General features: G+C 69.4%; 22 protein-coding genes. 13 read left to right on the top strand and 9 right to left on the bottom strand.

Features of this window, described 5'->3' with window-relative positions; translation table 11 throughout:
* Positions 1-13 precede the first annotated feature (13 nt).
* On the bottom strand, positions 14-223 hold the full coding sequence (locus AC6I9V_RS07525) for a dodecin (RefSeq protein ID WP_011690139.1): 210 nt from the start codon (positions 221-223) through the stop codon (positions 14-16).
* Between the two features lie 95 nt (positions 224-318).
* Complete coding sequence (locus AC6I9V_RS07520) at positions 319-1,170, bottom strand: SGNH/GDSL hydrolase family protein (protein WP_497898931.1); 852 nt, start codon at positions 1,168-1,170, stop codon at positions 319-321.
* 160 nt (positions 1,171-1,330) lie between these two features.
* Between AC6I9V_RS07520 and AC6I9V_RS07515 the strand changes: the two genes are divergently transcribed.
* A complete protein-coding gene (locus AC6I9V_RS07515) occupies positions 1,331-1,588 on the top strand; it encodes a metal-sensitive transcriptional regulator (protein WP_056736480.1) in 258 nt (85 codons plus the stop codon).
* Between the two features lie 26 nt (positions 1,589-1,614).
* Here the strand turns inward: AC6I9V_RS07515 and AC6I9V_RS07510 are convergent, their stop codons facing one another.
* Positions 1,615-2,325, bottom strand: a complete 711-nt coding sequence (locus tag AC6I9V_RS07510; RefSeq protein WP_497898930.1) for a FadR/GntR family transcriptional regulator — start codon at positions 2,323-2,325, stop codon at positions 1,615-1,617.
* 145 nt (positions 2,326-2,470) lie between these two features.
* On the opposite strand from AC6I9V_RS07510, the gene AC6I9V_RS07505 reads away from it, so the two are divergent.
* From AC6I9V_RS07505 to AC6I9V_RS07465, 9 genes are all read left to right on the top strand, one after another.
* The gene (locus tag AC6I9V_RS07505; protein ID WP_497898929.1) at positions 2,471-4,027 is read left to right on the top strand and encodes a four-carbon acid sugar kinase family protein; all 1,557 of its coding nucleotides are present in this window, start codon (positions 2,471-2,473) and stop codon (positions 4,025-4,027) included.
* Between the two features lie 31 nt (positions 4,028-4,058).
* Complete coding sequence (locus tag AC6I9V_RS07500; protein WP_497898928.1) at positions 4,059-4,952, top strand: NAD(P)-dependent oxidoreductase; 894 nt, start codon at positions 4,059-4,061, stop codon at positions 4,950-4,952.
* Positions 4,953-5,065: 113 nt separating this feature from the next.
* Complete coding sequence (locus AC6I9V_RS07495) at positions 5,066-6,532, top strand: GntP family transporter (RefSeq protein ID WP_497898927.1); 1,467 nt, start codon at positions 5,066-5,068, stop codon at positions 6,530-6,532.
* Entirely contained in the window at positions 6,532-7,410 is an 879-nt protein-coding gene (locus tag AC6I9V_RS07490) for a class II fructose-bisphosphate aldolase (protein WP_497898926.1), read from the top strand. The genes AC6I9V_RS07495 and AC6I9V_RS07490 overlap by 1 nt, the downstream gene beginning before the upstream one ends.
* A gap of 43 nt (positions 7,411-7,453) precedes the next feature.
* The gene (locus AC6I9V_RS07485; protein WP_497898925.1) at positions 7,454-7,858 is read left to right on the top strand and encodes a DUF1304 domain-containing protein; all 405 of its coding nucleotides are present in this window, start codon (positions 7,454-7,456) and stop codon (positions 7,856-7,858) included.
* A 142-nt stretch (positions 7,859-8,000) separates the two neighbouring features.
* On the top strand, positions 8,001-9,335 hold the full coding sequence (locus AC6I9V_RS07480; RefSeq protein WP_497898924.1) for an acyltransferase family protein: 1,335 nt from the start codon (positions 8,001-8,003) through the stop codon (positions 9,333-9,335).
* Positions 9,332-9,676, top strand: a complete 345-nt coding sequence (locus AC6I9V_RS07475) for a GNAT family N-acetyltransferase (protein WP_349413453.1) — start codon at positions 9,332-9,334, stop codon at positions 9,674-9,676. Before AC6I9V_RS07480 ends, AC6I9V_RS07475 begins: the two co-directional genes overlap by 4 nt.
* 83 nt (positions 9,677-9,759) lie before the next feature.
* A complete protein-coding gene (locus tag AC6I9V_RS07470; RefSeq protein WP_497898923.1) occupies positions 9,760-10,554 on the top strand; it encodes a hypothetical protein in 795 nt (264 codons plus the stop codon).
* Positions 10,555-10,586: 32 nt separating this feature from the next.
* On the top strand, positions 10,587-11,375 hold the full coding sequence (locus tag AC6I9V_RS07465) for an SDR family NAD(P)-dependent oxidoreductase (protein ID WP_497898922.1): 789 nt from the start codon (positions 10,587-10,589) through the stop codon (positions 11,373-11,375).
* Positions 11,376-11,394: 19 nt separating this feature from the next.
* On the opposite strand, the gene AC6I9V_RS07460 is transcribed toward AC6I9V_RS07465, so the two are convergent.
* The 3 genes from AC6I9V_RS07460 to AC6I9V_RS07450 form a co-directional block, all read right to left on the bottom strand.
* Complete coding sequence (locus tag AC6I9V_RS07460) at positions 11,395-12,462, bottom strand: FUSC family protein (protein ID WP_497898921.1); 1,068 nt, start codon at positions 12,460-12,462, stop codon at positions 11,395-11,397.
* Between the two features lie 155 nt (positions 12,463-12,617).
* Entirely contained in the window at positions 12,618-14,207 is a 1,590-nt protein-coding gene (locus AC6I9V_RS07455) for an MFS transporter (RefSeq protein ID WP_349413449.1), read from the bottom strand.
* A gap of 267 nt (positions 14,208-14,474) precedes the next feature.
* On the bottom strand, positions 14,475-14,978 hold the full coding sequence (locus AC6I9V_RS07450; RefSeq protein WP_349413448.1) for a GNAT family N-acetyltransferase: 504 nt from the start codon (positions 14,976-14,978) through the stop codon (positions 14,475-14,477).
* Between the two features lie 126 nt (positions 14,979-15,104).
* On the opposite strand from AC6I9V_RS07450, the gene AC6I9V_RS07445 reads away from it, so the two are divergent.
* Together AC6I9V_RS07445 and AC6I9V_RS07440 are read left to right on the top strand one after the other, a co-directional pair.
* Complete coding sequence (locus AC6I9V_RS07445) at positions 15,105-15,335, top strand: hypothetical protein (protein ID WP_497898920.1); 231 nt, start codon at positions 15,105-15,107, stop codon at positions 15,333-15,335.
* Between the two features lie 72 nt (positions 15,336-15,407).
* Positions 15,408-15,665, top strand: a complete 258-nt coding sequence (locus tag AC6I9V_RS07440; protein ID WP_497898919.1) for a hypothetical protein — start codon at positions 15,408-15,410, stop codon at positions 15,663-15,665.
* A 29-nt stretch (positions 15,666-15,694) separates the two neighbouring features.
* Here AC6I9V_RS07440 and AC6I9V_RS07435 read toward each other — a convergent pair whose 3' ends face one another.
* Positions 15,695-18,265, bottom strand: coding sequence for an ATP-dependent DNA ligase (locus AC6I9V_RS07435; RefSeq protein ID WP_497898918.1), 2,571 nt, complete (start codon positions 18,263-18,265; stop codon positions 15,695-15,697).
* A 40-nt stretch (positions 18,266-18,305) separates the two neighbouring features.
* Between AC6I9V_RS07435 and ku the strand changes: the two genes are divergently transcribed.
* Entirely contained in the window at positions 18,306-19,406 is a 1,101-nt protein-coding gene (gene ku, locus AC6I9V_RS07430; protein ID WP_497898917.1) for a non-homologous end joining protein Ku, read from the top strand.
* Between the two features lie 40 nt (positions 19,407-19,446).
* Here ku and AC6I9V_RS07425 read toward each other — a convergent pair whose 3' ends face one another.
* Both AC6I9V_RS07425 and AC6I9V_RS07420 read right to left on the bottom strand, forming a co-directional pair.
* Positions 19,447-19,734 (bottom strand): DUF7218 family protein, encoded by a 288-nt coding sequence (locus AC6I9V_RS07425; protein ID WP_497898916.1) that lies wholly within the window; start codon positions 19,732-19,734, stop codon positions 19,447-19,449.
* A gap of 2 nt (positions 19,735-19,736) precedes the next feature.
* Positions 19,737-20,240: an SRPBCC family protein gene (locus AC6I9V_RS07420; protein ID WP_497898915.1), complete on the bottom strand. Its 504-nt coding sequence runs from the start codon at positions 20,238-20,240 to the stop codon at positions 19,737-19,739.
* Between the last annotated feature and the right edge of the window lie 388 nt (positions 20,241-20,628).

Raw genomic sequence — 20,628 nt, 5'->3', positions numbered from 1 at the left:
TCCTCCCGGGACGTTAACGCTCCAGCCGGAACCCGAGCTTGATCGTCACCTGCCAGTCGGCCACCTGGCCGTTCTCGAGGTGCCCGCGGATCTCCTTGACCTCGAACCAGTCCAGGTTCCGGAGGGTCTTTGCGGCCTCGGCGATGCCGTTGCGCACGGCGGCGTCCACGCCTTCATTCGAGGTCCCGACAATTTCAGAAATGCTGTAAGTGTGATTAGACAACTTCGCTCCTCATGATCGCCATCGGTCTGCAGTCTCCGGCCGGGGCCGTCCCTGCAGATTAGCCGACAGATCCCGGCCGGACTAGGGGTGGGGGACTAGGGGTGGGCCGCATTGCCCGGCCAGCCGAAGACCGGGCCCGGTTCGGGCCGCTTCGGGGCGGGAGGTCCGTTGCCGGGTCGCGGCCGGACGCGCTGCATCATCCAGGGCAGCAGGTAGTGCGTGGCCCAGGCCAGGTCGCCGGCCCGGGTCTCCCGCCAGTTGCCGGCCGGCAGCGGCTTGGGCTGCAGCGGTTCCAGGCCGTGCCGGACGTGCAGCGTGTCCAGCACCATCGAGGCGATCGTGTGGTGGCCGAGCGGCGAGAAGTGCAGGCGGTCCGGATCCCACATCCGGGGATCGCTCAACTGCCGCAGTGTCCACAGGTCGGCAATCACGCCGTGGTGCCGGGCGGCGATGGTCCGGATGTTCTCGTTGAAGACGGCCACCTTGCCCCGGATGTGGCCGAAGACCGGGGTGTCCCCCCAGTCGGGCCCGGTGAACAGCACAACCGTCGCCCCCGTGGCGGAGAGCGCCGCCACGGCCTCGTCCAGGCTGGCCGCCAGCCGGTCCGGGTCGCGCCGGTGGAAGACCAGGTCGTTGCCGCCCGCGGAGAGGGTGACGAGGTCCGGTTTCAGGGCAATCGCCGGGGCAAGCTGCTGGTCCACGATCTGCTGCAGCACGAGGCCGCTGATGGCCAGGTTGGCGTAGGCGAAATCCTGGCGCGCGGCGCTGAATTCCTCGGCGATCCGGTCCGCCCAGCCCCTCATGCCGCCGGGGTTCAGGGGCTCCGGATCGCCCAGACCGGCGGTGAAGGAGTCTCCCAAGGCGACGTAGCGTGTCCAGGGCCCGGAGCCGGTGGTGGGGGCACCTTTTCGGGCCTCTGCCGGATTGCTGAAGCTGGCCGCGTTCACGATCCCAGCAATACGCCGGAATGTGCGGCTCCGCTAGGTGCATATGTCCCTAGGGCCTGTGATTTACGCGTCAGTTCGCCCTCTTATACCACCCGGGGTATGCGGAATACCAAGGGGGGTATATCATGGGAAGGAATCCAATTACTCCCGGAGGCCACCCATGGAACTCGATCCCAGCGACATGAAGTCCGTCATCAACCGTCTTCGCCGCGCCCAGGGCCAGCTCGCCGCGGTCACGCGGATGATCGAAGAGGGGCGGGACTGCAAGAGCGTCGTTACGCAGCTGGCCGCGGTCTCCAGTGCCCTGGACAAGGCCGGCTTCTCCATCATCGCCACCGGCCTGCAGCAGTGCATGCAGCAGGAGGATCCGAGCCTGGACCGGGCCGAACTCGAGAAACTCTTCCTCTCGCTCGCCTGAGTCGCCGGTCTGCCAACGCCGGCGCCTCAGGCCCGGGGTTCCGCCAGGACGTAGGTCTTGAGGTCATCGAGCGTCTGCTGCATGTGGGCGTCCATGGCCTCCCGCGCCCGCTGCGGATCGCGTGTGGACAGCGCCTCCACAATGCTCCGGTGATGGCCGATCGCGTGCGCCTGGATCTCGCGCACCTCTGAGGTCTGCGTCCGCCGCTTTTCCAGTACCCGGTGCAGCGGTGCGAACAGCACGGCCACAAAAACATTTTCCGATGCGCGCAGGATGAGGTCGTGAAAGGCCAGGTCGGCCGCGACGAACGCCGCGACGTCGTGCTTCTCATGCGCCTCCCGCATCGCTTCCACCTGCCCGCGCAGCGTCGCAAGGTCGGACTCGCCCATCCGCCCCGCCGCCAGCTCGCAGGCGCCCGTTTCCAGCATCCGGCGCAGTTCGATCAACTGGACGGCGGCCGCGGCATCGTTCTCGCCCTCGGAGGCCGCCCGGAGGACTGCCTCCAGTGAGGCCCAGCGGTTCAGCGGGTTCACAAATGTTCCCCGGCCGCGCTCCACGCTCAGGATCTGCTGGGCTTCCAGGGTCTTCATCGCCTCGCGGACCGTCATGCGGCTCACGTCGTGGCGCGCGCTCAGCTCCAGCTCGCCGGGGACCGATGCCCCGGGCGGAAATTCGCCGGCAATGATGCGGTCCAGCAGCTCATCTGCCACCACGCCGACCAACGATTTCCTAGCCAATTTTCCCCATCCGCCGTCACCGAGTTACCTGACTGACAAGTCTACTTGCGCGTTTTTGTGCCGTATGCCACACTAACATTCAAATGTTAGATGTCAGACATCTTACAAATCCACACCGCAGCAGAGTTCCCACAATGGAGTGCAAGTGCCCTTTGAAGCAGAGCCTTATGAAGCCGACGTGCTGGCCGCCTTCCCGGCCGAGGTCCAAATTCCCGCCTGGACCGTCGCCGACGCCCTCGCCGCCGCGGCCGGAGCGTCACCGCGCATCCTGGTGGTGCTCGACGACGACCCGACCGGAACGCAGTCCGTCGCGAACCTGCCGGTCCTGACCCGCTGGGATGTCGACGACTTCAGCTGGGCGTTCGGCCACCGGATCGACGGCCGCCGTCCCGACGCCGTCTACGTGCTGACCAACACGCGGAGCCTGGACCCCGCGGAGGCGGCCGCCCGCAACGAGGAAGTGGTCCGCAACGCCCTGGCCGCGGCCGCCCTTGTGAGCGACGGCGCCGGGCCCAGCGACGGCGCCGGTTCACGCGCTGCCGGTTCCAGGCTGCGCCTGGGTTTCGTCAGCCGCAGCGACTCCACCCTCCGCGGCCACTTCCCGCTGGAGCCGGACACCATCGCGGCCACCGTCGCCGCCGCCGGGGGCGAGGCGACCGACGGCGTCGTGATCGTCCCCGCCTTCCCCGACGCGGGGCGCGTGACCATCGGCGGCGTGCACTACATGCGCGGAACCGGCGCCAGCGCCGGCCGGCTCACCCCCGTGGCGGAGACGGAATTCGCCAGGGACGCGAGCTTCGGCTTCGCGAACTCCGAACTGGCCAAATACGTCGAAGAGAAGTCCAAGGGCCGCTTCCCCGCGGAATCGGTGATCGTCCTGGACCTGGACGTCATCCGCGCCGCCGGCCCGGACGGCGATCCCCAGGTTTCGGCCAAGGCCATCGCCGACGCCCTCGACGCCGCCACCGACTCCACCCCGATCGTCGCCGACATCGTCACCGAAAACGACCTCCGTGCCCTCGCCCTGGGCCTGGAGGAAGCCGAACGGCGCGGCAAGAAACTGCTCTACCGGGTAGGCCCGCCGTTTGTCCGCGGCCGCATCGGCCAGGAGATCCGTGCCGAACTCAGCGCTGAGGAAGCCTACGCGGGCAACACACCCTCGGACGCCGGCGGCCTGATCGTGGTCGGCTCGCACGTCGGCGTCACCACCCGCCAGCTCAAAGCCCTGGTCGAACAGCACAGCTCCGCCCGCATCGTGGAAATCGACGTCGAAAAGCTCCTCGACGGCGACGCCGAGGGCTACCTTGACGAAATCGTCCGGACCGTGGTGGAGGCCCTGCACAGCGCCGACGTCATCCTGCACACCAGCCGGCTGCTCATCAAAACGGACGACGCCGCGGAGAGCCTCCGGATTGCCCGCACCGTATCGGCGGCCGTCGTCGCCGTGGTGAACCGGACGCTGAAGACGTTCCCGCCGCGCTTTGTCATCGCCAAGGGCGGCATCACCTCCTCGGACGTGGCCGCCCACGGCCTGGAAATCCGCCACGCGATCGTCCGCGGCCCCATGCTGCCGGGCATCGTCAGCCTGTGGGAGCCGGTGGACGGTCCCGCCAAGGGCATCCCGTACGTGGTCTTCGCCGGCAACGTCGGCGACGACGAGTCCCTGGCCCAGGTCACCCGCAAACTCAGCAACACCTTCTAGTCCCCGCACCCAGCTTTCAACGGAGAAGACCATGAACTACCAAGTCACCGTCCTCGGCCTCGGCGCCATGGGGCTGCCCATGGCCGCCCGCCTCGCCACCGCCCTGACCGTCCACGGCTTCGACATCGCCGAGCCGCGCGTCCGGCTCGCCGAAGACGCCGGGGTCCGCACCTTCGCCTCCGCCCGGGCAGCGGCGGAGGGCGCGGATGCGCTGCTGCTGGCCGTCCGCAACGGCGAGCAGCTGGACGATGTCCTCTTCGGCGAAAACGGCGTCGCCGCCGTGCTGAAGCCGGGCGCCGTCGTCATCCTCGGCAGCACCGTCGGCACCGAGGCCATTCCGTCCACCGTCGCCCGGCTCGCCGAGTACGGCGTCGGCCTCGTTGACGCCCCGCTCTCCGGCGGGCCCAAGCGCGCCGGCGAAGGCGACCTGCTGATCGTCGTCGGCGCCGAACCGCAGGCACTGGAAGCGGCCCGCCCGGTCCTGGAACTGCTCGCCTCGACCCTGACCGTGGTGGGGGACAAGCCCGGCGACGGCCAGGCCCTCAAGACCGTCAACCAGCTGCTCTGCGGGATCCACATCGCCGCGGCGGCCGAGGCGATGGCCCTCGCGGACGCCCTCGGCCTGGACCAAGCCAAGACGCTCGCGGCCCTGGAAGCCGGCGCCGCGGGGTCATTTATGCTCTCCAACCGCGGCCCCCGCATCCTCGAGGCCTACACGGAAAGCGGTGCGGAGGTCCTCAGCCGCCTGGACATCTTCGTCAAGGACATGGGGATCGTCGGCAAGGCCACCCGCGCCGCGGGACTCGCCGCCCCGGTGGCGGCCGCCGCCGAACAGCTCTACCGGCTGGGCCAGGCCCAGGGGCTCGCCGCCGCCGACGACTCCGCCGTCATCAAGGTCCTCGCTCCCACCAGACGCAACGCCTAAACCACCGCGCCACCCGGATTGCTCCGGAACCCCGTACCCGACGACGGCGGCGCCGTCCGCCGTCGTCCAAATCCCGGTCACTGGCTAGAGTGACGTCAAAGGAGACACCCCGCATGAACCCCCTGCTCAATTCCCTGATGGTGCGCGCGGCCGACGCGCCCGTCATCAAGCCGGCCGTGGAGCTGGGAACTCCGCTGCTGCTGACCATCGCCGTGGCCGGCGTTGCGCTGCTGCTGCTGATGATCATCCGCTTCAAGGTCCAGGCCTTCGTGGCCCTGCTGACCGTCAGCATTCTGGTGGCCGTGGCCGCCCAGATCCCGCTCAAGGACGTCTTCACCGTTGTGGCCAACGGGGTCGGAAGCACCATGGGCAAGGTGGCCCTGCTGATCGCCCTCGGCGCGATCCTGGGACGGATGATCGAAGTTTCCGGCGGCGTGCAGTCGCTCGCGGACCACTTCACCGCCAAACTCGGCGCCCGGCGGGTGGCCGTGGCCCTCACCGCCGTCGGCTTCCTGGTCGCGATCCCGGTCTTCTTCGAAGTCGGCATCATCGTCCTGGTGCCGATCGTCTACGCCTTCGCCAAGATCGCCAACGTCCACCCGGTGAAGTTCGGCCTGCCCATGGCAGGCATCATGCTGGCCATCCACGTGGCGGTGCCCCCGCACCCGGGCATCGTGGCCGGCGCCGGCGTGCTCGGGGCCGACATCGGACTGATCGCCCTGATCTCGCTGGCGATCTGCGTGCCGCTCGGCTTCCTGTCCTACTTCGTGGCCTCGATCATGAACCGCAAGGACTACGAACTGCTGCCCTCCGTCAAGGCCCAGGTGGACGAGTTCGGCTCCGCCTCCCTGGTCCGGGTCGGCCATGACGGCCCGGGCAGCAAGGCCCTGGCCGCGCCCCGCCCCGCACTCATCATCACCCTCATTGCCACCCCGATCGTGCTGATCCTGCTCGGCACCGTGGGCACCCTGGTGATCGACAAGAACAGCTTCTGGTACGGCGTCGCGGCCTTCGTCGGCACCCCCGTCCTCGCCCTCCTGGTGGCCGTCGCGCTCTCCTTCTTCCTGCTCGCCGTCCGCCGCCAGTGGTCGCTGACGGAAACCGGCGAAATCTTCGAAGGGGCCCTGCCCCCGATCGCCTCCATCCTGCTGGTGGTCGCGGCAGGCGGCGTCTTTGGCGGGGTCCTGCAGGTCAGCGGCATCGGCAAGGCACTCTCCGAATCCCTCGACACCCTCGGTGTTCCGCTGCTGCTGCTGGGCTTCATCATCTCCCTGGCCCTCCGCGCCGCCCAGGGCTCGGCCACGGTCGCGATCGTCACCACGGCGGGCCTGCTTTCCTCCGCCGTGGCCGGCGGCGGCTACACCCCGGCCCAGATCGCTGTGATCGTCATCGCCATCGGCTTCGGCTCCCTGGGCCTCTCCCACGTGACCGACGCCGGCTTCTGGGTGGTTGTCCGGTACTACGGCCTGAGCGTGGCCGACGGCCTCAAGACCTGGACCGTGCTCACCACCGTGCTGGGCCTGGCCGGCTTCGCGCTGACGTTCGTGGCCTGGATCCTGGTGGGAGGCCTGAGCGTCTGATGCGAGCCCGTCTCGACTCCCTCGTCGGCGCCGCCCTGCAGCAGGGATCAGCCGTCCCGGCCTTCACCTGCTACGACTTCACGACGGCGCTCGCCGTCGTGGCGGCGGCGGAGGACGCCGGCCGCGGCGCCATCCTGCTGGTCTCGCCAAGCACGGCGGCCACGCCCGGCGGGCTGCGGCTGGTCGCCGCACTGCGCGGCCTGGCCGACGATGCCGGCGTCCCGGTGGCCGTCCAGCTCGACCATGCCTCCGACCTCCGGGTGATTGCCGACGCCGCTGCCGCCGGGGCCGACTCGGTCCTGGTGGACGGATCGGCACTCGACTACGAAGACAACATCGCCCTGGTCCGTGCCGCGCGCGCCGTTCTGGACGGCGCCGGCTTCGCAGGGGAGATCGTGATCGAGGCCGAGCTCGGCGGACTCGCGGGCGATGAGGACCGCGCCTTCGGAGCCGACGCCGCAGGCAGCGCACCGGCGGCGGGGGCGGCCGGGCTTACCGACTCCGCGCAGGTGGAGGACTTTGTGACCCGTACCGGCGCCCAGCTGCTGGCCGTGGCCGTGGGCAACGTCCACGGCCGGTACCAGGGCGAGCCCGAGTTGCGCTGGGACGTGCTGCAGGACATCGCCGTGCGGACCCGCATTCCGCTGGTGCTGCACGGCGCCTCGGGCATCCCCGCCGCGGAGCTCGTCAAGGCCGCCAGCATGAACGTGGGCAAGGTCAACTTCAACACGGAGCTGCGGACCGGCGTCCTTGAAACCCTCGAAACCCGCACCGCCACCCACCGGAAAGACGGCGAGAACCTTCAGGGACTGCTATCCGAGTGGGGCGCCGCGGCGGGGACCTTCGCGGCCACGGCGCTGGCCACCCTGGCCCGGTAGCTCCGGCACCAGTTCGGCAACGGCGGGAGGCTAGGATCAAGCCATGATCCTGGCCTCCCTCGTCTTTGCCCTGCTGGCAGCCCTGCTCCACGTCTACATCTTCACCCTGGAATCCTTTACCTGGACCCGGCCCGCCACCTGGCAGCGGTTCGGCCTGGCCTCGCAGGCGGACGCGGAGACAACCCGCCCGATGGCCTACAACCAGGGCTTCTACAACCTGTTCCTAGCCGTCGGTGCCCTGATCGGCGCCGGCTGCGTGGCTTTCGGCGGGGCGGGCACTTCCGCGGCCGTGGCGGGCTGGACACTTATCCTCAGCAGCTGCGGGTCCATGCTGCTGGCCGCGCTCGTGCTTGGTCTCAGCGGACGCAAGTACCTTCGGGCCGCCGCCACCCAGGGCACCCTGCCGCTGCTCGCAGTGGTCCTGGGCGTCGTGGCCATCCGGGGCTAGCGGGCCCGGACCGCTCGATCCATCCCTGCCGGGCCGACGGGACCGGCCGCTCTTACCCCGGTCCGCAGTCTGGGCCACAATGGTGCTGTGGACAGCGTAGGAGAGGTGTAGCCCAGCGATGGCCGGCGGCGCCGGACAGCGGATGCCAGGGCTCCGGAGCACGGACAGCCCGGCAGGTTCCGTGCCGGAGCGTGACCTGGTCATTGACCTCACCCGGTTCTTCTGCCTTGCGCTGGTGGTCATCGGCCACACCCTGATGGTCAGCCCGGTCCTGCACCCGGACGGCACCGTGAGCTCCGAAAACACCCTCGGCAACCAGCGCTGGTTCGAACCCGTGGTCTGGGTGCTGCAGGTGATGCCGCTGTTCTTCGTCGCCGGCGGCATTACCGGCCTGCACTCCTGGCGGCGGCTGCGGGGCCTGGGCGGGAACGCTTTCGAGTTCGTCCAGGGCCGGCTGCTGCGGCTGATCCGGCCCGCCGCGGTCCTGCTGGCCGTGATGTTCACCGGCCTGTGGGCCGCGCGGCTCAGCGGCGTGGACCCCCAGGTGATCCAGCTGCTGGCCAGCGGCGCGGGCATGCCGCTGTGGTTCCTGGCCGCGTATTTGGCGGCGCAACTGAACCTCCCGTGGCTGGCCGCGCTCCATGCCCGGGCGCCCTGGCTGACCCTGGCCGTGCTCGTCTCGCTGGTGGTGGCCGTGGACTGCCTCCGCGGGGCCCTGCCCCAGCTGGCTTACGCCAACATGGTGTTCCTGTGGTGCGCCGTGCAACAGCTTGGCTTCCTGCTGGCCGACGGGACGCTGCGGAGCCTCGGGCCCGCCGGGCTCCTCGGCCTGGTGGCGGGCAGCAACCTGGTTCTCGGCCTGCTGGTGGTGCTGCGCCTGTACTCCGGGAACATGCTTGTGAACCTCAACCCGCCCAACCTCACCCTGTTTCTGCTGGCCGTCTCCCAGGCCTCGGCGCTCCAGTTGCTCCGGCCCCTGCTCGCCCGGCTGGCAGCCCTCGGCCCGGTCCAAACGCTGCTGGCCCGGGCGGGACGGCGTTCCATGACCGTCTACCTGTGGCACCTGCCGCTGCTCGCCGCGATGTCCGGTCTCTTGCTGCTGACGGATCTGCCCCAGCCCGCCGGGGGAACCGCTGCGTGGTGGTGGACCCGGCCGCTGGCGCTCCTGGGCGTCGTCATTCTGCTGCTGCCGGTGCTGGCGCTGTTCGGGCGGTTGGAGGAACGGCCGACGGCGCCGGGCAACGCCCATGCCCGGCCGGCCGCCGCCGTGGTGACGGCCGCCGTCGTCGTTTTCATCCCGGTCACCGACGCTGCACTCAACGGGCTCACGGTGGGGCTCCTTGGCGGCGGGGCGACCTGCTTTGTGCTCGCCGTGCTGCTGCTGGGCCGGGTTCCGGCCCGCAGCCCCGGCGGAAGCGCCGGCGGATCCGGACTGCCATTGCCACGCCCGCCTTTAAGTGCCAATGTCGAACCATGACGGAGAACTCGGTAGACACTGAAGACACGTTCGCCCCGGACGTCTCCACCACCCGCAATGACGCCCTGCACCGCTACGAACTTCGCGTCGGCGGCAAGCTCGCCGTCCAGGTGCGCTATGTCGACCGGCCCGGGCATGTGGACTTCATCCACACCGAAACCGCCGAGGAATTCGCGGGCCAGGGGCTCGCCGGGGTGCTCGCGCACTTCGCCCTGGACGACGTCGTGGCGTCGGGGAAGCGGATCATTCCGCACTGCCCCTACATCTACCGCTATCTGCGCAAACACGACGCCTACAATCAGTGCATCGACTGGCCGGAACAGGAACCCGCCGGGGCCTGACCGCTTGTGGCCCGCGCAACAACCTCGTATGGTTTAGCTTGAGTTATGCAGTTGGCTCAAGGACGCTTCATTTGGAGAACCCCGTGAACCACAAACTGCGTGTGCTTGTCCGTGTTGATGTCGATCCCGGACAGGTGACCCTCGAAGTCACCGGCTGCCTGAGCCAGGCAAACTACCCCGACCTGCTGCACATGATGCGGCGCGCCAGCCGCCTAGCCGCCGGCGCGGACGTCATCATCGACCTGCACGGCGCCTCCCACCTCGATCCTGAGATCCTGCTCTACCTCCGGCAGCTCGCGGCGACCACGGACCCGGCCTCCGGCCCGGCCGCGCCCGGCGCCGCCGCCGTCGCAGCAGCCGCCGCGACCGAAGGCTTCCGCCTTATCCTCCAGGAACCGGCAGAACTGCCGATCTGCCTGCTGCACGTCGGCACCGACGGCGAGGTCCTTGCCGACCTTGACGGTGAGATCACCGGCAGCGTCCACGGCCGGGTCAGCGCCGGCATCGAGGCTCCCGGGGACACGGCGGCGGCGGCCCCTGCACCGGATGGACCGGACCTGATCGACGGGCTCGAACTCTCCGACTATTTCGAGGGCACCATGGATCCGGCCGCGACGGTGCAGGCACTCTCCGACGCCGCGCTGGGACAGCTGGCCGACGCCCTGTACCGCCACCTGGACACCCCCCGCCCCTCCTTCGGGGCGCACACCTGGTACGAGCTCGCCGCCGACGAGCTGCAGCAGCGCTACCAGGGGGCGGACGACGGCGCCGCGCCAGACATCGCTGACCTGACGGGCTCCGGACCGGCCATCGCCACGGACCGTGCCACGGACGGCCCGTCCGGTGGGGAACTGGCCGCAGGACCGGCTCTGGCCTGAACCAACTCATCCGGCGCCGCTAGGCTGTGGCTATGAACACACCCGCTCAAGGACCGTCCGCTACCGCCGCCACCGCCCTGATCACCGGAGCCACCGCAGGACTCGGGGCCGAGTTTGCCCGCCAGCTCGCGGAGCAGGGGCACAACGTGGTCTTGGTGGCGCGCGACGAGGCCCGGCTCCGCGCCAGCGCAGCCGACCTGGAGAACCGCTACGGCGTTCGTGCGGAGGTGCTGGCCGCCGATCTGGCGGACGACGGCGGCGTGGCCGCCGTCGTCGAGCGCCTCAGTGACCCGGCGCGGCCGGTGGAGATCCTGATCAACAACGCGGGAATGGGGCTGCTGCGTTCCTTCGCGGACAATGACATCGCCGAGGAAAGGCAGCACCTCAGGCTGCACGTCCAGACGGCCATGGAACTAACCCACGCCGCACTGCAGGGGATGCTGCAGCGGCGCTCAGGCCGGGTCATCAACGTGGCATCCGTGGCGGCGTTCCTGCCGCGGGAAACGTACTCCGCCGCGAAGGCCTGGCTGCTGAGCTTCAGCCGCTGGGCCAACCTCGCCTACTCCGGGCGCGGGGTGAAAGTGACGGCCGTCTGCCCCGGCTTCACGCACACCGAGTTCCACGACCGGATGGGCATGGACAAAACGGTGGCGCCGCGCTGGATGTGGCTGCAGGCCGACCAGGTGGTCCGCGAGGGCCTGGCGGACAACGAAAAGGGCAAAGCCGTCTCCATTCCCAGCAAACGCTACAAGATCCTCACCGCTGCGACGCGCGTGCTGCCGGCGCGGCTCGTGGCCGGGCCTCCGCGGCGCGCGAAGTAGGGGACGGCGGGCTACGCGCCTACCTGCCCGGAGCCGCTGCGGACGGGCGGCGGCGCCGGATGAGGATCACGACGGCGATGCCGGTGCAGGCGCCGACCAGGGTCTCGACCGCCCGCTCCGCCACCAGGAGGTGCGGATCGGCGGGGAAGGCCAGCTGCGTCACCAGCAGGATGACGGGCGTGAACGACACCATCGCGAGACCGTAGTGCCGGGCCATAAAGAGCTCGGTGGTGAACTGCAGGACGATCACCAGGACGGCCAGGACGGCCGTTTCGTGGCCGGGCAAAAGCCGCAGCGGCGACCCTGCCCAGGGGAACAGCACCGCGGCCACCACCACCAGGCCCAGCAGGGTGCCGACGATCCGGTGTAACCCGCGGTAGACGCTGCTGGGCAGGTCCGCCCCCGCCAGCGGAACGGCTGCCGCGGCCATCGCCCAATGCGGGTGGCCGCTGCCGCTCCCCACCCCGATGCTGCCGGCCGCGGCGACCGCTGCGAAGTACCGTGCCGCGTGGATCCAGGCAGCACGACGGCGGATGCCGCGCAGCGGCGGGACCTGACGCTCCGCGCCGGGCTCCCACACGCGGCCGCGGACCCAGCCGCCAAAGCCGACCGCGATGGAGAAGGCAGCCGACCCTGCACCGACCAGCAGCGCCAGCGGCCATGGGCCGGGGGTGGGGATGGACGCGCACGCGCCGAGGGCCAGGATCCCGAAGAACGGCCCGTTGGGTTTCAACCCCACCTTGTCCGCCAACAAGGATCCCGCGGCGGCCAGGACCGACTCCACGGCCACGAGCGTCCAGGAGTGGAGCTGGTGGACCGAGAGCAGGACGCCGACGCCTAGTCCGCCAAGCAGGACCAGGGCCGCCTGGAGCTGGTGCCTGAGCCGGAGCTGGTGGGGTTCGGACCGGCCGTACATTCCGGTCAGGGCGCCGAACACGGCGTAGACGATCAGCTCGGGCCGCCCGGCCGCGAGCAGTGCCAGTGAGGGCCCGGCCACGCTGACGGCAAGACGCAGCGCCGAGGCTCGGTCGCGGTTTGCCGGTCCAAGGTGGTGCAGCACGCGGACGTGTCCCAGCAGGGACTGCAATCGGGGCCTCCAGAGGGTGCGGTGCGGAAGGGATGCTGACCCGCCAAAGGCCCGTCCCGCACGCTTCCCCAAGGGGAAACGTGCGCGACGGGCCTCTACGGGCGGGGCGCTTGGCTGTGGGGTCCGTCCGGAGGGACGGGCCGGTCCAGTCCGGACTAAGCCGGGGCCGGAACCTTGCCGGCGTCGCCGTCGGTCGCCTCTGCCGGGGTGAGCGGCATGTCCATGTGCTCGAGGTCGATCAGCGGGTTCTCGTCCTGCGTCTCGACCAGTTCGCGGGCCTCGGCCTGGGTGTCCACGCTGGGCATGGAGCCCGGCAGCGGCATCTGGGCGGATTCCTTGAGGAAGTAGATCGCCACTGCGCCGATCGCCGAGGTGGCCATCAGGTAGTAGGCCGGCATCATGTCGTTGCCGGTGGCGTTGATCAGGGCCGCGACGATGAACGGGGTGGTTCCGCCGAAGATGGCAACCGAGAAGTTGTACGCGATGCCCATGGCGCCGTAGCGGCTGGCCGTCGGGAACTGGGCCGGCAGGGCCGAGGCCAGGTTGGCGACGTAGAACGTCACCGGGAAGGCGATCAGGCCAAGGCCCAGCAGGGTGGACCAGATCTCGCCGACGCCGATCAGCAGGAACGCCGGGGCGGCCAGGACGACGGTGCTCAGGGCACCGATCCACAGCACGGGGCGGCGGCCGATGCGGTCGGAGAGCTTGCCGGTCAGCGGGATGCAGAGGCTCATGATGACCAGCACGGGGATGGTCAGCAGCGTGCCGTGCACCTCGTCGTAGCCCTTGGACTCGGTCAGGTACGTCGGCATGTACGAGGTCAGGGCGTAGCCCGCGGTGTTGGCCGCGGCGACCAGGATCATGGCGACGATAATGGAGCGCCAGTAGGCCTTTACGATGCCGACCGGGCCCTTGGACGCGGCCGTGTCAGCGGCAGTGGCGTCCTTGGCGAGGTTCTCCTGCGCGTCCAGGGTGGCTTGGAACTGGGGGGATTCCTCGATCTTGCTCCGGAAGTACACGGCGATCAGGCCCAGCGGACCGGCCACGAGGAAGGGAATGCGCCAGCCCCACTGCTCCATGGTGTCCTGGCCCAGGGTCAGCTGCAGCACGGACACCAGGGCGGCACCGGCGGCGAAGCCAAGGTAGCTGCCCATGTCCAGGAAGCTGGCGAAGAAGCCGCGCCGTTTGTCCGGCGCGTACTCGCTCACGAAGGTGGTGGCACCGGCGTACTCGCCGCCGGTGGAGAAGCCCTGGATCACCTTGAACAGGACCAGCAGGACCGCGGCCCAGATGCCGATCTGCGCGTAGCCGGGCAGGAGGCCGACGGCGAACGTGCTGGCCGCCATGATCATCAGGGTGGCGGCGAGAACCTTCTGCCGGCCGATCTTGTCGCCAAGCCAGCCGAATACGACGCCGCCGAGCGGGCGGGCGATGAAGGTGGCGGCGAAGGTGCCGAGCAGGAAGAGGGTCTGGACGGACTTGTCCGCTTCCGGCAGGAACACCGGTCCCATGGTGGTGATCAGGTAGCCGAACACGCCGACGTCGTACCATTCCATGGTGTTTCCCACGATGGTGCCGCCGAGCGCTTTTTTAAGCATGGGCTGGTCGACAACGTTGACGTCGGACTCGCGGAGTCGACGGCGGCGCAGCCGTGGTTTCTTAGCGCCCCTGGGTGCGCCTTGGTTAGTTCCGCTGGCGTTCAAAACGCCGGCTGAAGAGTCGGTGGTGCTTCGGTCTTTGGGCATTTGGGCAACTCCTGTGGAGGTCATTTGCTTGCGACTTGTAGCTGCCCCGCTCCGGGCAGGCTTTCAATTTTACGCGATGTCCATGGCGTTTCCGATTTCGGTGCCGTATGATCAGCCGATTCCGGCGTCTGGGCGCCACTTCAGCGGCGCCCGCACGGGCGATCTGACCGCGCCGTTCTTGGGAAGTAGCCAGTTCGCTTATCTTTTTTGCAACTTTTTCGTTTTTGAGCCCGTCCAGGGGGCTTTTCGGGGCAGTGCGGGCCCCTTTTACCGGGGCGCCGCCGGCCGGGTCAGGCGTATTTCGGGCAGCTCGGACCACTCGGGCGGCAGCAGTTTGCGTTGCCCGTCGGGCACGAACCCGTGCTTGGCGTAGAAGCCCCGGGCGCGGGGGTTGTCTTCAAGCACCCACAGGTACGCGGGGGAGTCGCCGAGGGCGGCCGTCAGCAGCGCGGCGCCCAGCCCGGTACCGTAGGCCGGGGTCAGCGTGTAGAGGGAGTACAGCTCCAGGTCACGGGGCCGGTCCGCGTCCCGGCCCGGTCCGGCGTCGGCGAATCCAATGATGTCGCCGCCGGCGTCCACGGCGATGATCCGGGGTTCGGTGCTGTCCAGGTGCGGGCGGCGCCGTTCAATCCGATCAAGGATGTTGGCGCGCCGGGCTGCGAAGAACGCCGCGGGCAGCTGGGAGGCGTAGCACTGCTCGTGCGCCAGGGTGTGCATCCGTACCAGCGCATCGGCGTCGTCGGCGGTGGCGTGGCGAAGCGTGTAATCCATGCGCCACAGCCTAACGTCGGTGCCGCTGCCGAACCCCTGTTCAAGCAGCGTGGCAACTGCCTATGGTGGACCCGTCGCCGGTTGCGTTGCCGGCGTCAATTCATGCCGAGCCGAGGAGAGCCTCCCATGACAGAGAACACCGGCAAGCAGGAGCAGCCCGGGACCCCCGGCGCGGAAGGACCCGGCGCCGCACCGAAACCGGAGCGCGGCGTGAAGTCCCGCCTGACCGACGCCCAGAAGGAAATGCTCGCCAGCAAATCCCGCGGCGGCGCTGGACTGCCAAGCGTTGGACGCAGCCATAAGCCCACCCACGCCAGCGGCAAGCAGGGCCCCGCGCAGAAGAAAGTCCGCTGGTAGCACCTAGAGACTTCTCACCGGCGCCGACCTACGATTGTGGGACGCTTCATTTCATCGCAGAAAGGAAGAGCCATGGCGGATCATCACTCTAGGGAAGAGATCAAGCCTGAGGTTGCCAGCCACCTCGCGGACTCCATGGACGAGGTTCCGGGCCCGGAGGGCAAACGTCCTCAGCCGCCGTCGCCGGCCGACGGCCACGAGTGGCCGGACGGCAGCGGCAAGCACCGTCATCCCAAGGACCGCGACGTGGTCCGAGGGCAACAGGCGCAGCAGGTGGCCGACGCGGCCATCCACCGCCAAAGCAGGCCGCAGATCCCGCACCACGACTAAGCACCATGAGGGCCCGTTACGGCGGGCCCTCAGTCATGTTCGGCGACGACGTCGGCTGGCGCCTTGTCCAGGCGCCAGCCCCGCCAGACCGGGTGGCGGAGCTTCCCGCTGGAGGTCCAGTCGCCGAAGGTGACCTCACCCACCAGCCTGGCCGAGACCCACCGGGCGTCGGCGGCGTCCTCCGCGGGGACCTCGCTGAAGGGGGATGTCTTGCGGGGGATGGCGTCCAGCTGCTGGCGCAGCTCCTGGAGTTCACGGGTGGAAAATCCGCTGCCCACCCGGCCCACGTAGCGCAGTGTCTTCCCGTCCGGGATGCCCAGCAGCAGCGAACCGACCGAGTCGCGGCGGCCGCCGTTGCCGGGCCGCCAGCCCCCGACCACCACCTCCTGGGTCTTCTCGAACTTGAGCTTCAGCCAGGACCGGCTCCGCTGCCCCACGTAGCGTCCGCCGGTGCGCTTGGCCATCACGCCCTCGAGTCCGAGCTCCTCGGCGCTTTCCAGGAGGTGCCCGACGTCGGCGTCGATCACCTCGGACAGCTCCACCGGGCAGGAATCTTCCTGGGGGCCGGACCGGAAGCCTGCCGCGGCGAACGCTTCGAGGCGTTTCCGCCGCTCCCGGAGCGGGCGGCGCCGGAGGTCCTCGCCGCCCTCGGTGAGCAGGTCGAAAAGCATCAGGCGGACCGGGGTGGCGGCCCGCGCCTTCGCGACGTCGGCGGCCTTGCTGAGCTTCATCCGCCCCTGCAGCAGCCCGAAGTCGGGCCGGCCGGACGGGCCGACGGCGATGATCTCGCCGTCGGCGACGAAGTCCTGCGGTGGCCAGCACGAGCGGTCGGTGAGCTCCGGGTAGCTGGCGGACATGTCATTGCCGTTGCGGCTGATCAGCCGGATCCGTTGCGAGTCAGCCAGGACCAGGGCGCGGACGCCGTCCCATTTGAGCTCGAACTGCCAGTCCTTGTCCGCCAGGTCCGCGGGGGTTCCGGGGCTGGCCAGCATCGGTGCGAGCTGCGCTGGATCCGGGGCTGGATCCGGAGCCGGGGCGGCGCCGGCGGCAGGTGCGGTGCCGGACTGGGCCTTCGCCCCGGCAGGCGGAGCCTCTTTGGCGGTGGGTGTGTGGCTGTGCCCCGGCGGGTCCATGAGGTGGATGAGCCACTGGTCGTTGGCCTGGCCGGTGTGGATCAGCGCGAACCGCCGGGTCCCGCCCAGCCGGCCGCCTTCCTCCCCGGTGAGGGTGGCGATGACTTCCTTGCCTGCGATCCATTTCTCGCAGTCATAGGAGCCGCGGTCCCAGATGCTGACGGAGCCGGCGCCGTACTGGCCCTTGGGGATGCTGCCCTCAAAGTCCGCGTAGTCCATCGGGTGGTCCTCGGTCTGGACCGCGAGATGGTTTTTGGCTTTGGTGGTGGGGACCCCTTTGGGCAGCGCCCAGGACACCAGCACGCCGTCGCGCTCGAGGCGGAAGTCGTAGTGCAGCCGGCTGGCGTGGTGCTCCTGGATGACGAAGCTTTCCCGGAGGGTGCCGCCGTCGTTCCGGCTCCGGTGCTGATCCGCCGTGAACGGCTCCGGGGTGGCCGCCGCGTCCCGTTTGGCGCGGTATTCCTCCAGCCGGGGGTCGGCGCTGCCGCCGTCGAGCTCCGCGGGGGTGTCGGCCCCGGCGCCGTCGGGTGCGCCGCCGTGCGCGCCGCCGTGCGCGCCGCCGTGAGCGCCGTCGTGCGCGCCTCCGGAGATGACCGCGAACGGGTCTTTGCCGGCTTTCACCCGCTGCATCACCTCCCGGTAGTCCAGCTGGCGCAGGGAGGCCGAGGCGAGTTCGCGCCAGGTCCGGGGAGCCGCCACCGTGGGCCGCAGCCTGCCGCGTAGCGAGTAGGGCACGATCGTGGTCTTCGCGGCGCTGTTCTGGCTCCAGTCCACCAGCACCTTTCCGGTGCGCAGGATCTTTTTCATTTCGCTCACGGCCAGCTCCGGGTGGTCCGCCTCCAGGGCCCGGGCGAGTTCGTGCGCGAAGTCCGAGACCTGGTCCGAGCTTTGGGTGCCGTCCAGCGCGGCGTAGAGATGGATGCCCTTGCTGCCACTGGTCACGGGGACCGGCTCCAGGCCTACGTCCACCAGGATGCTGCGGGCGAGTTTGGCGACTTCGGCGCATTCGGCCAGGCCGGCGCCGGCGCCGGGGTCCAGGTCCAGCACCAGCCGGTCCGGCGGCAGGGCGTTGCCGTGCGGGTCCACCCGCCACTGCGGCACGTGGATTTCCAGGGCCGCGATCTGGGCCAGCCAGGTGAGCGTGGCCGGATCGTTGACCAGCGGGTACTGGATGGTGCGTTCCTTGTGGGTGATGGCGGCGCGCGGCACCCAGCCGGGCGTGGAGTGGTCCAGGTTCTTCTGGAAGAACATCTCGCCGGGGGCCTCGGCGGTCCCCACGCCGTGGACCCAGCGCTTCCGGGTGGCCGGCCGGTTCGCGGCCGCCGGGATCAACACCGGCGCCACCGCGGCGTAGTAGGCCAGGACATCGGCTTTGGTGGTTCCGGTCTCCGGGTACATGACCTTGTCCAGGTTGGTCAGCACCAGTTCCCGGCCGTCGACCCGGACGCGTTCCTTGCCCTCAGCCAAAAGACTTCACCTCCGTGCGGCTCTGGTGTTCACTTGAGCCATGAGAGCCATCTGGAAAGGCGCGATCGCGTTCGGCCTGGTCAACGTTCCGGTCAAGGTCTACAGCGCCACCGAGGACCACGACATCAGCCTGCACCAGGTCCACAACGCCGACGGCGGCCGGATCCGCTACCAGCGCCGGTGCGAGGTCTGCAGCGAAATCATCGACTACGAGGACATCGACAAGGCCTACGAGGAAGACGGCCGCACGGTGATCCTCAGCCGCGAGGAGCTCAAGTCCATCCCGGCCGAGAACAGCCACGAGATCGAAGTGGTGCAGTTTGTCCCCGCCGAGCAGCTCGACCCGATGACGTTCGAGAAGAGCTACTACCTCGAACCCGACGCCAAGTCGCCCAAGGCTTACGTGCTGCTGCGCCGTGCTTTGGAGGACACCGACCGGGTGGCCATTGTCCAGTTCGCGCTGCGGGAGAAGAGCCGGCTCGGGGCGCTCCGGATCCGCGGCGATGTGCTGGTGCTGCAGGGCCTGCTGTGGGCCGACGAGGTCCGCGAGGCGAGCTTCCCCGCGCTCGAGGCCAGCGTCCGGATCTCGGCGCAGGAACGGGAAATGTCCGCCGCCCTGGTGGACTCGATGGCGGCCGACTTCGAACCCGAGCAGTTCACGGACGACTACCAGATCCAGCTGCGGCAGCTGATCGAGGCCAAGCTCGAGCAGGGCGAATCGCTGGACACGGAGGCGACCTTCGGCGCTCCGGAGGCGGAAGCGGGAACCGGCGAGGTGATCGACCTGATGGAGGCGCTGAAGCGCAGCATCGAGCGCAAACGCGGTGCGGCGGCGGGCGGCGGCGCCGGGGCCGGCGGCGTCGCAGCCGGCGGTGACGGCGGTGACGGCGGGAGCGGCGGGAGCAAGGCCAAGGCCGGCGGGGCCAGGGCGCCCCGGTCCGGGGCGGCCCCGAAGGCAACGGTCAAGACCGCGGCGAGCACCTCGGCCAAACCCGCCGCCAAGGCTGCCTCCGGCGGTGCCGGGACGGCGGCCAAACCGGCCACGAAGGCCCCCGCCAAGATCACCACTGCCAAGACCACCGCGTCCAAGAGCGCTGCTACGAAGACCCCTGCCGCCAAAACCGCGCGCAAAGGCGCCTGAGCCCGCACCGGTGTTGACCGGCGGCCCCGCCGTCATCGGCTCAGGAGTTCCGCAGAGCGGAGATCAGTTCGCTCTTTTTCTTGGCCGAGTAGCCCTTGAGGCCGATCTCCTTGGCCTTTTCCTTCAGTTGCGGGACGGTCCAGTCCTCGTAGTCGCCGGACTTGCCGCCCTTGCGGCCCACGGCGGACCGGCCCCGCTTGGCCGCGGCGTTGGAGATCCGGGCCGCCTTCTGCTTTGAGGCGCCGTCTTCCAGCAGCGCTTCGTAGAGTTCGGGGTCCTTGATGCTGGGACTCTCGGAACCTTGCGACGCACCCTTTTTCGCGGGCATGGCTAGCGCGGCCCGCCTGCGCCAGGGTCCGCAGGGTCGACGTCGTCGACCTCGCCGCGGTCAACGGAGGAGCGCCACTCACCGGTCTCGATGCCGCGGGACTCGATGAACTCTTTGAAGCGGCCCAGGTCCGCGCTGACCTGGCGGCTGTCCGCCCCGACGGCGGAACCGGCCTTCTCCACCACGCCTTCGGGCTCCCATTCAAGTTCGACGTTGACGCGGGAGCGTTCGGCGCCGAGGGGTTCAAAGGTGACGGTTCCGGCATTGCGGGGTTTGTCCGTGCTGACCCAGGCGATCTTGCGGTCAGGTTCCTGCTCGGTGATCTGGGCTAGATATTCGCGCCGCACCCCGGCGATGTCGGTGCGGAACTGGAGGGAAGTCTCGTCGATCTGTTCCACGGCCTCCACACCCTTCATAAAGTTCGGGAAGGTCTCGAACTGGGTCCACTGGTTGTACGCGGTGGACACGGGGACGTCAACTTCGATGCTTTCCTGCACGCTTGCCATGCGGTGATCTCCTTCGGTCCGGGTACGTTGCCGCGGCGATCCACGGTGGTGGTGCCGCGGTTCCCAAACTATCCACGCCGCACGGCGAAGACAAGCACTTACTAAGTTCACTTATGAAATCTGGCCCGGGGTCGCGGTGGGCGGGGACGACGGCGGCCCGTTGGCGCCCCGTGGGCGCCACCTGTGCGGCGCCATCACGGGACTTGCGCTGCCGGACATGCCCAGCGGGCGGGGCGGCTACTGGACATAATGCCTATATGTCCGCTGGCCGCGGCCGGGAATGGGCCTGTCCAGCGGGGGAGGCGGCCGGGAATGGGCATGTCCCTTGGAAGTTGGCGATGAGGAATGGGCATGCGCTGCCTCGAAGCCCGGGCGGGGCCGGACTCTT

Source organism: Arthrobacter sp. SlRoot2-15 (assembly GCF_059739345.1).
This window is presented reverse-complemented; position numbering and strand designations above follow the sequence as displayed.

What these genes read in the sequence shown, in the direction of transcription:
- AC6I9V_RS07515 (WP_056736480.1), top strand. Translation starts at nt 1,331, where the DNA reads ATGGAACTCGATCCCAGCGACATGAAGTCCGTCATCAACCGTCTTCGC.
- AC6I9V_RS07500 (WP_497898928.1), top strand. Translation starts at nt 4,059, where the DNA reads ATGAACTACCAAGTCACCGTCCTCGGCCTCGGCGCCATGGGGCTGCCC.
- AC6I9V_RS07495 (WP_497898927.1), top strand. Translation starts at nt 5,066, where the DNA reads ATGAACCCCCTGCTCAATTCCCTGATGGTGCGCGCGGCCGACGCGCCC.
- AC6I9V_RS07490 (WP_497898926.1), top strand. Translation starts at nt 6,532, where the DNA reads ATGCGAGCCCGTCTCGACTCCCTCGTCGGCGCCGCCCTGCAGCAGGGA.
- AC6I9V_RS07485 (WP_497898925.1), top strand. Translation starts at nt 7,454, where the DNA reads ATGATCCTGGCCTCCCTCGTCTTTGCCCTGCTGGCAGCCCTGCTCCAC.
- AC6I9V_RS07480 (WP_497898924.1), top strand. Translation starts at nt 8,001, where the DNA reads ATGCCAGGGCTCCGGAGCACGGACAGCCCGGCAGGTTCCGTGCCGGAG.
- AC6I9V_RS07475 (WP_349413453.1), top strand. Translation starts at nt 9,332, where the DNA reads ATGACGGAGAACTCGGTAGACACTGAAGACACGTTCGCCCCGGACGTC.
- AC6I9V_RS07465 (WP_497898922.1), top strand. Translation starts at nt 10,587, where the DNA reads ATGAACACACCCGCTCAAGGACCGTCCGCTACCGCCGCCACCGCCCTG.
- AC6I9V_RS07455 (WP_349413449.1), bottom strand. Translation starts at nt 14,207, where the DNA reads ATGCCCAAAGACCGAAGCACCACCGACTCTTCAGCCGGCGTTTTGAAC.
- AC6I9V_RS07450 (WP_349413448.1), bottom strand. Translation starts at nt 14,978, where the DNA reads ATGGATTACACGCTTCGCCACGCCACCGCCGACGACGCCGATGCGCTG.
- AC6I9V_RS07445 (WP_497898920.1), top strand. Translation starts at nt 15,105, where the DNA reads ATGACAGAGAACACCGGCAAGCAGGAGCAGCCCGGGACCCCCGGCGCG.
- AC6I9V_RS07440 (WP_497898919.1), top strand. Translation starts at nt 15,408, where the DNA reads ATGGCGGATCATCACTCTAGGGAAGAGATCAAGCCTGAGGTTGCCAGC.
- ku (WP_497898917.1), top strand. Translation starts at nt 18,306, where the DNA reads ATGAGAGCCATCTGGAAAGGCGCGATCGCGTTCGGCCTGGTCAACGTT.
- AC6I9V_RS07425 (WP_497898916.1), bottom strand. Translation starts at nt 19,734, where the DNA reads ATGCCCGCGAAAAAGGGTGCGTCGCAAGGTTCCGAGAGTCCCAGCATC.
- AC6I9V_RS07420 (WP_497898915.1), bottom strand. Translation starts at nt 20,240, where the DNA reads ATGGCAAGCGTGCAGGAAAGCATCGAAGTTGACGTCCCCGTGTCCACC.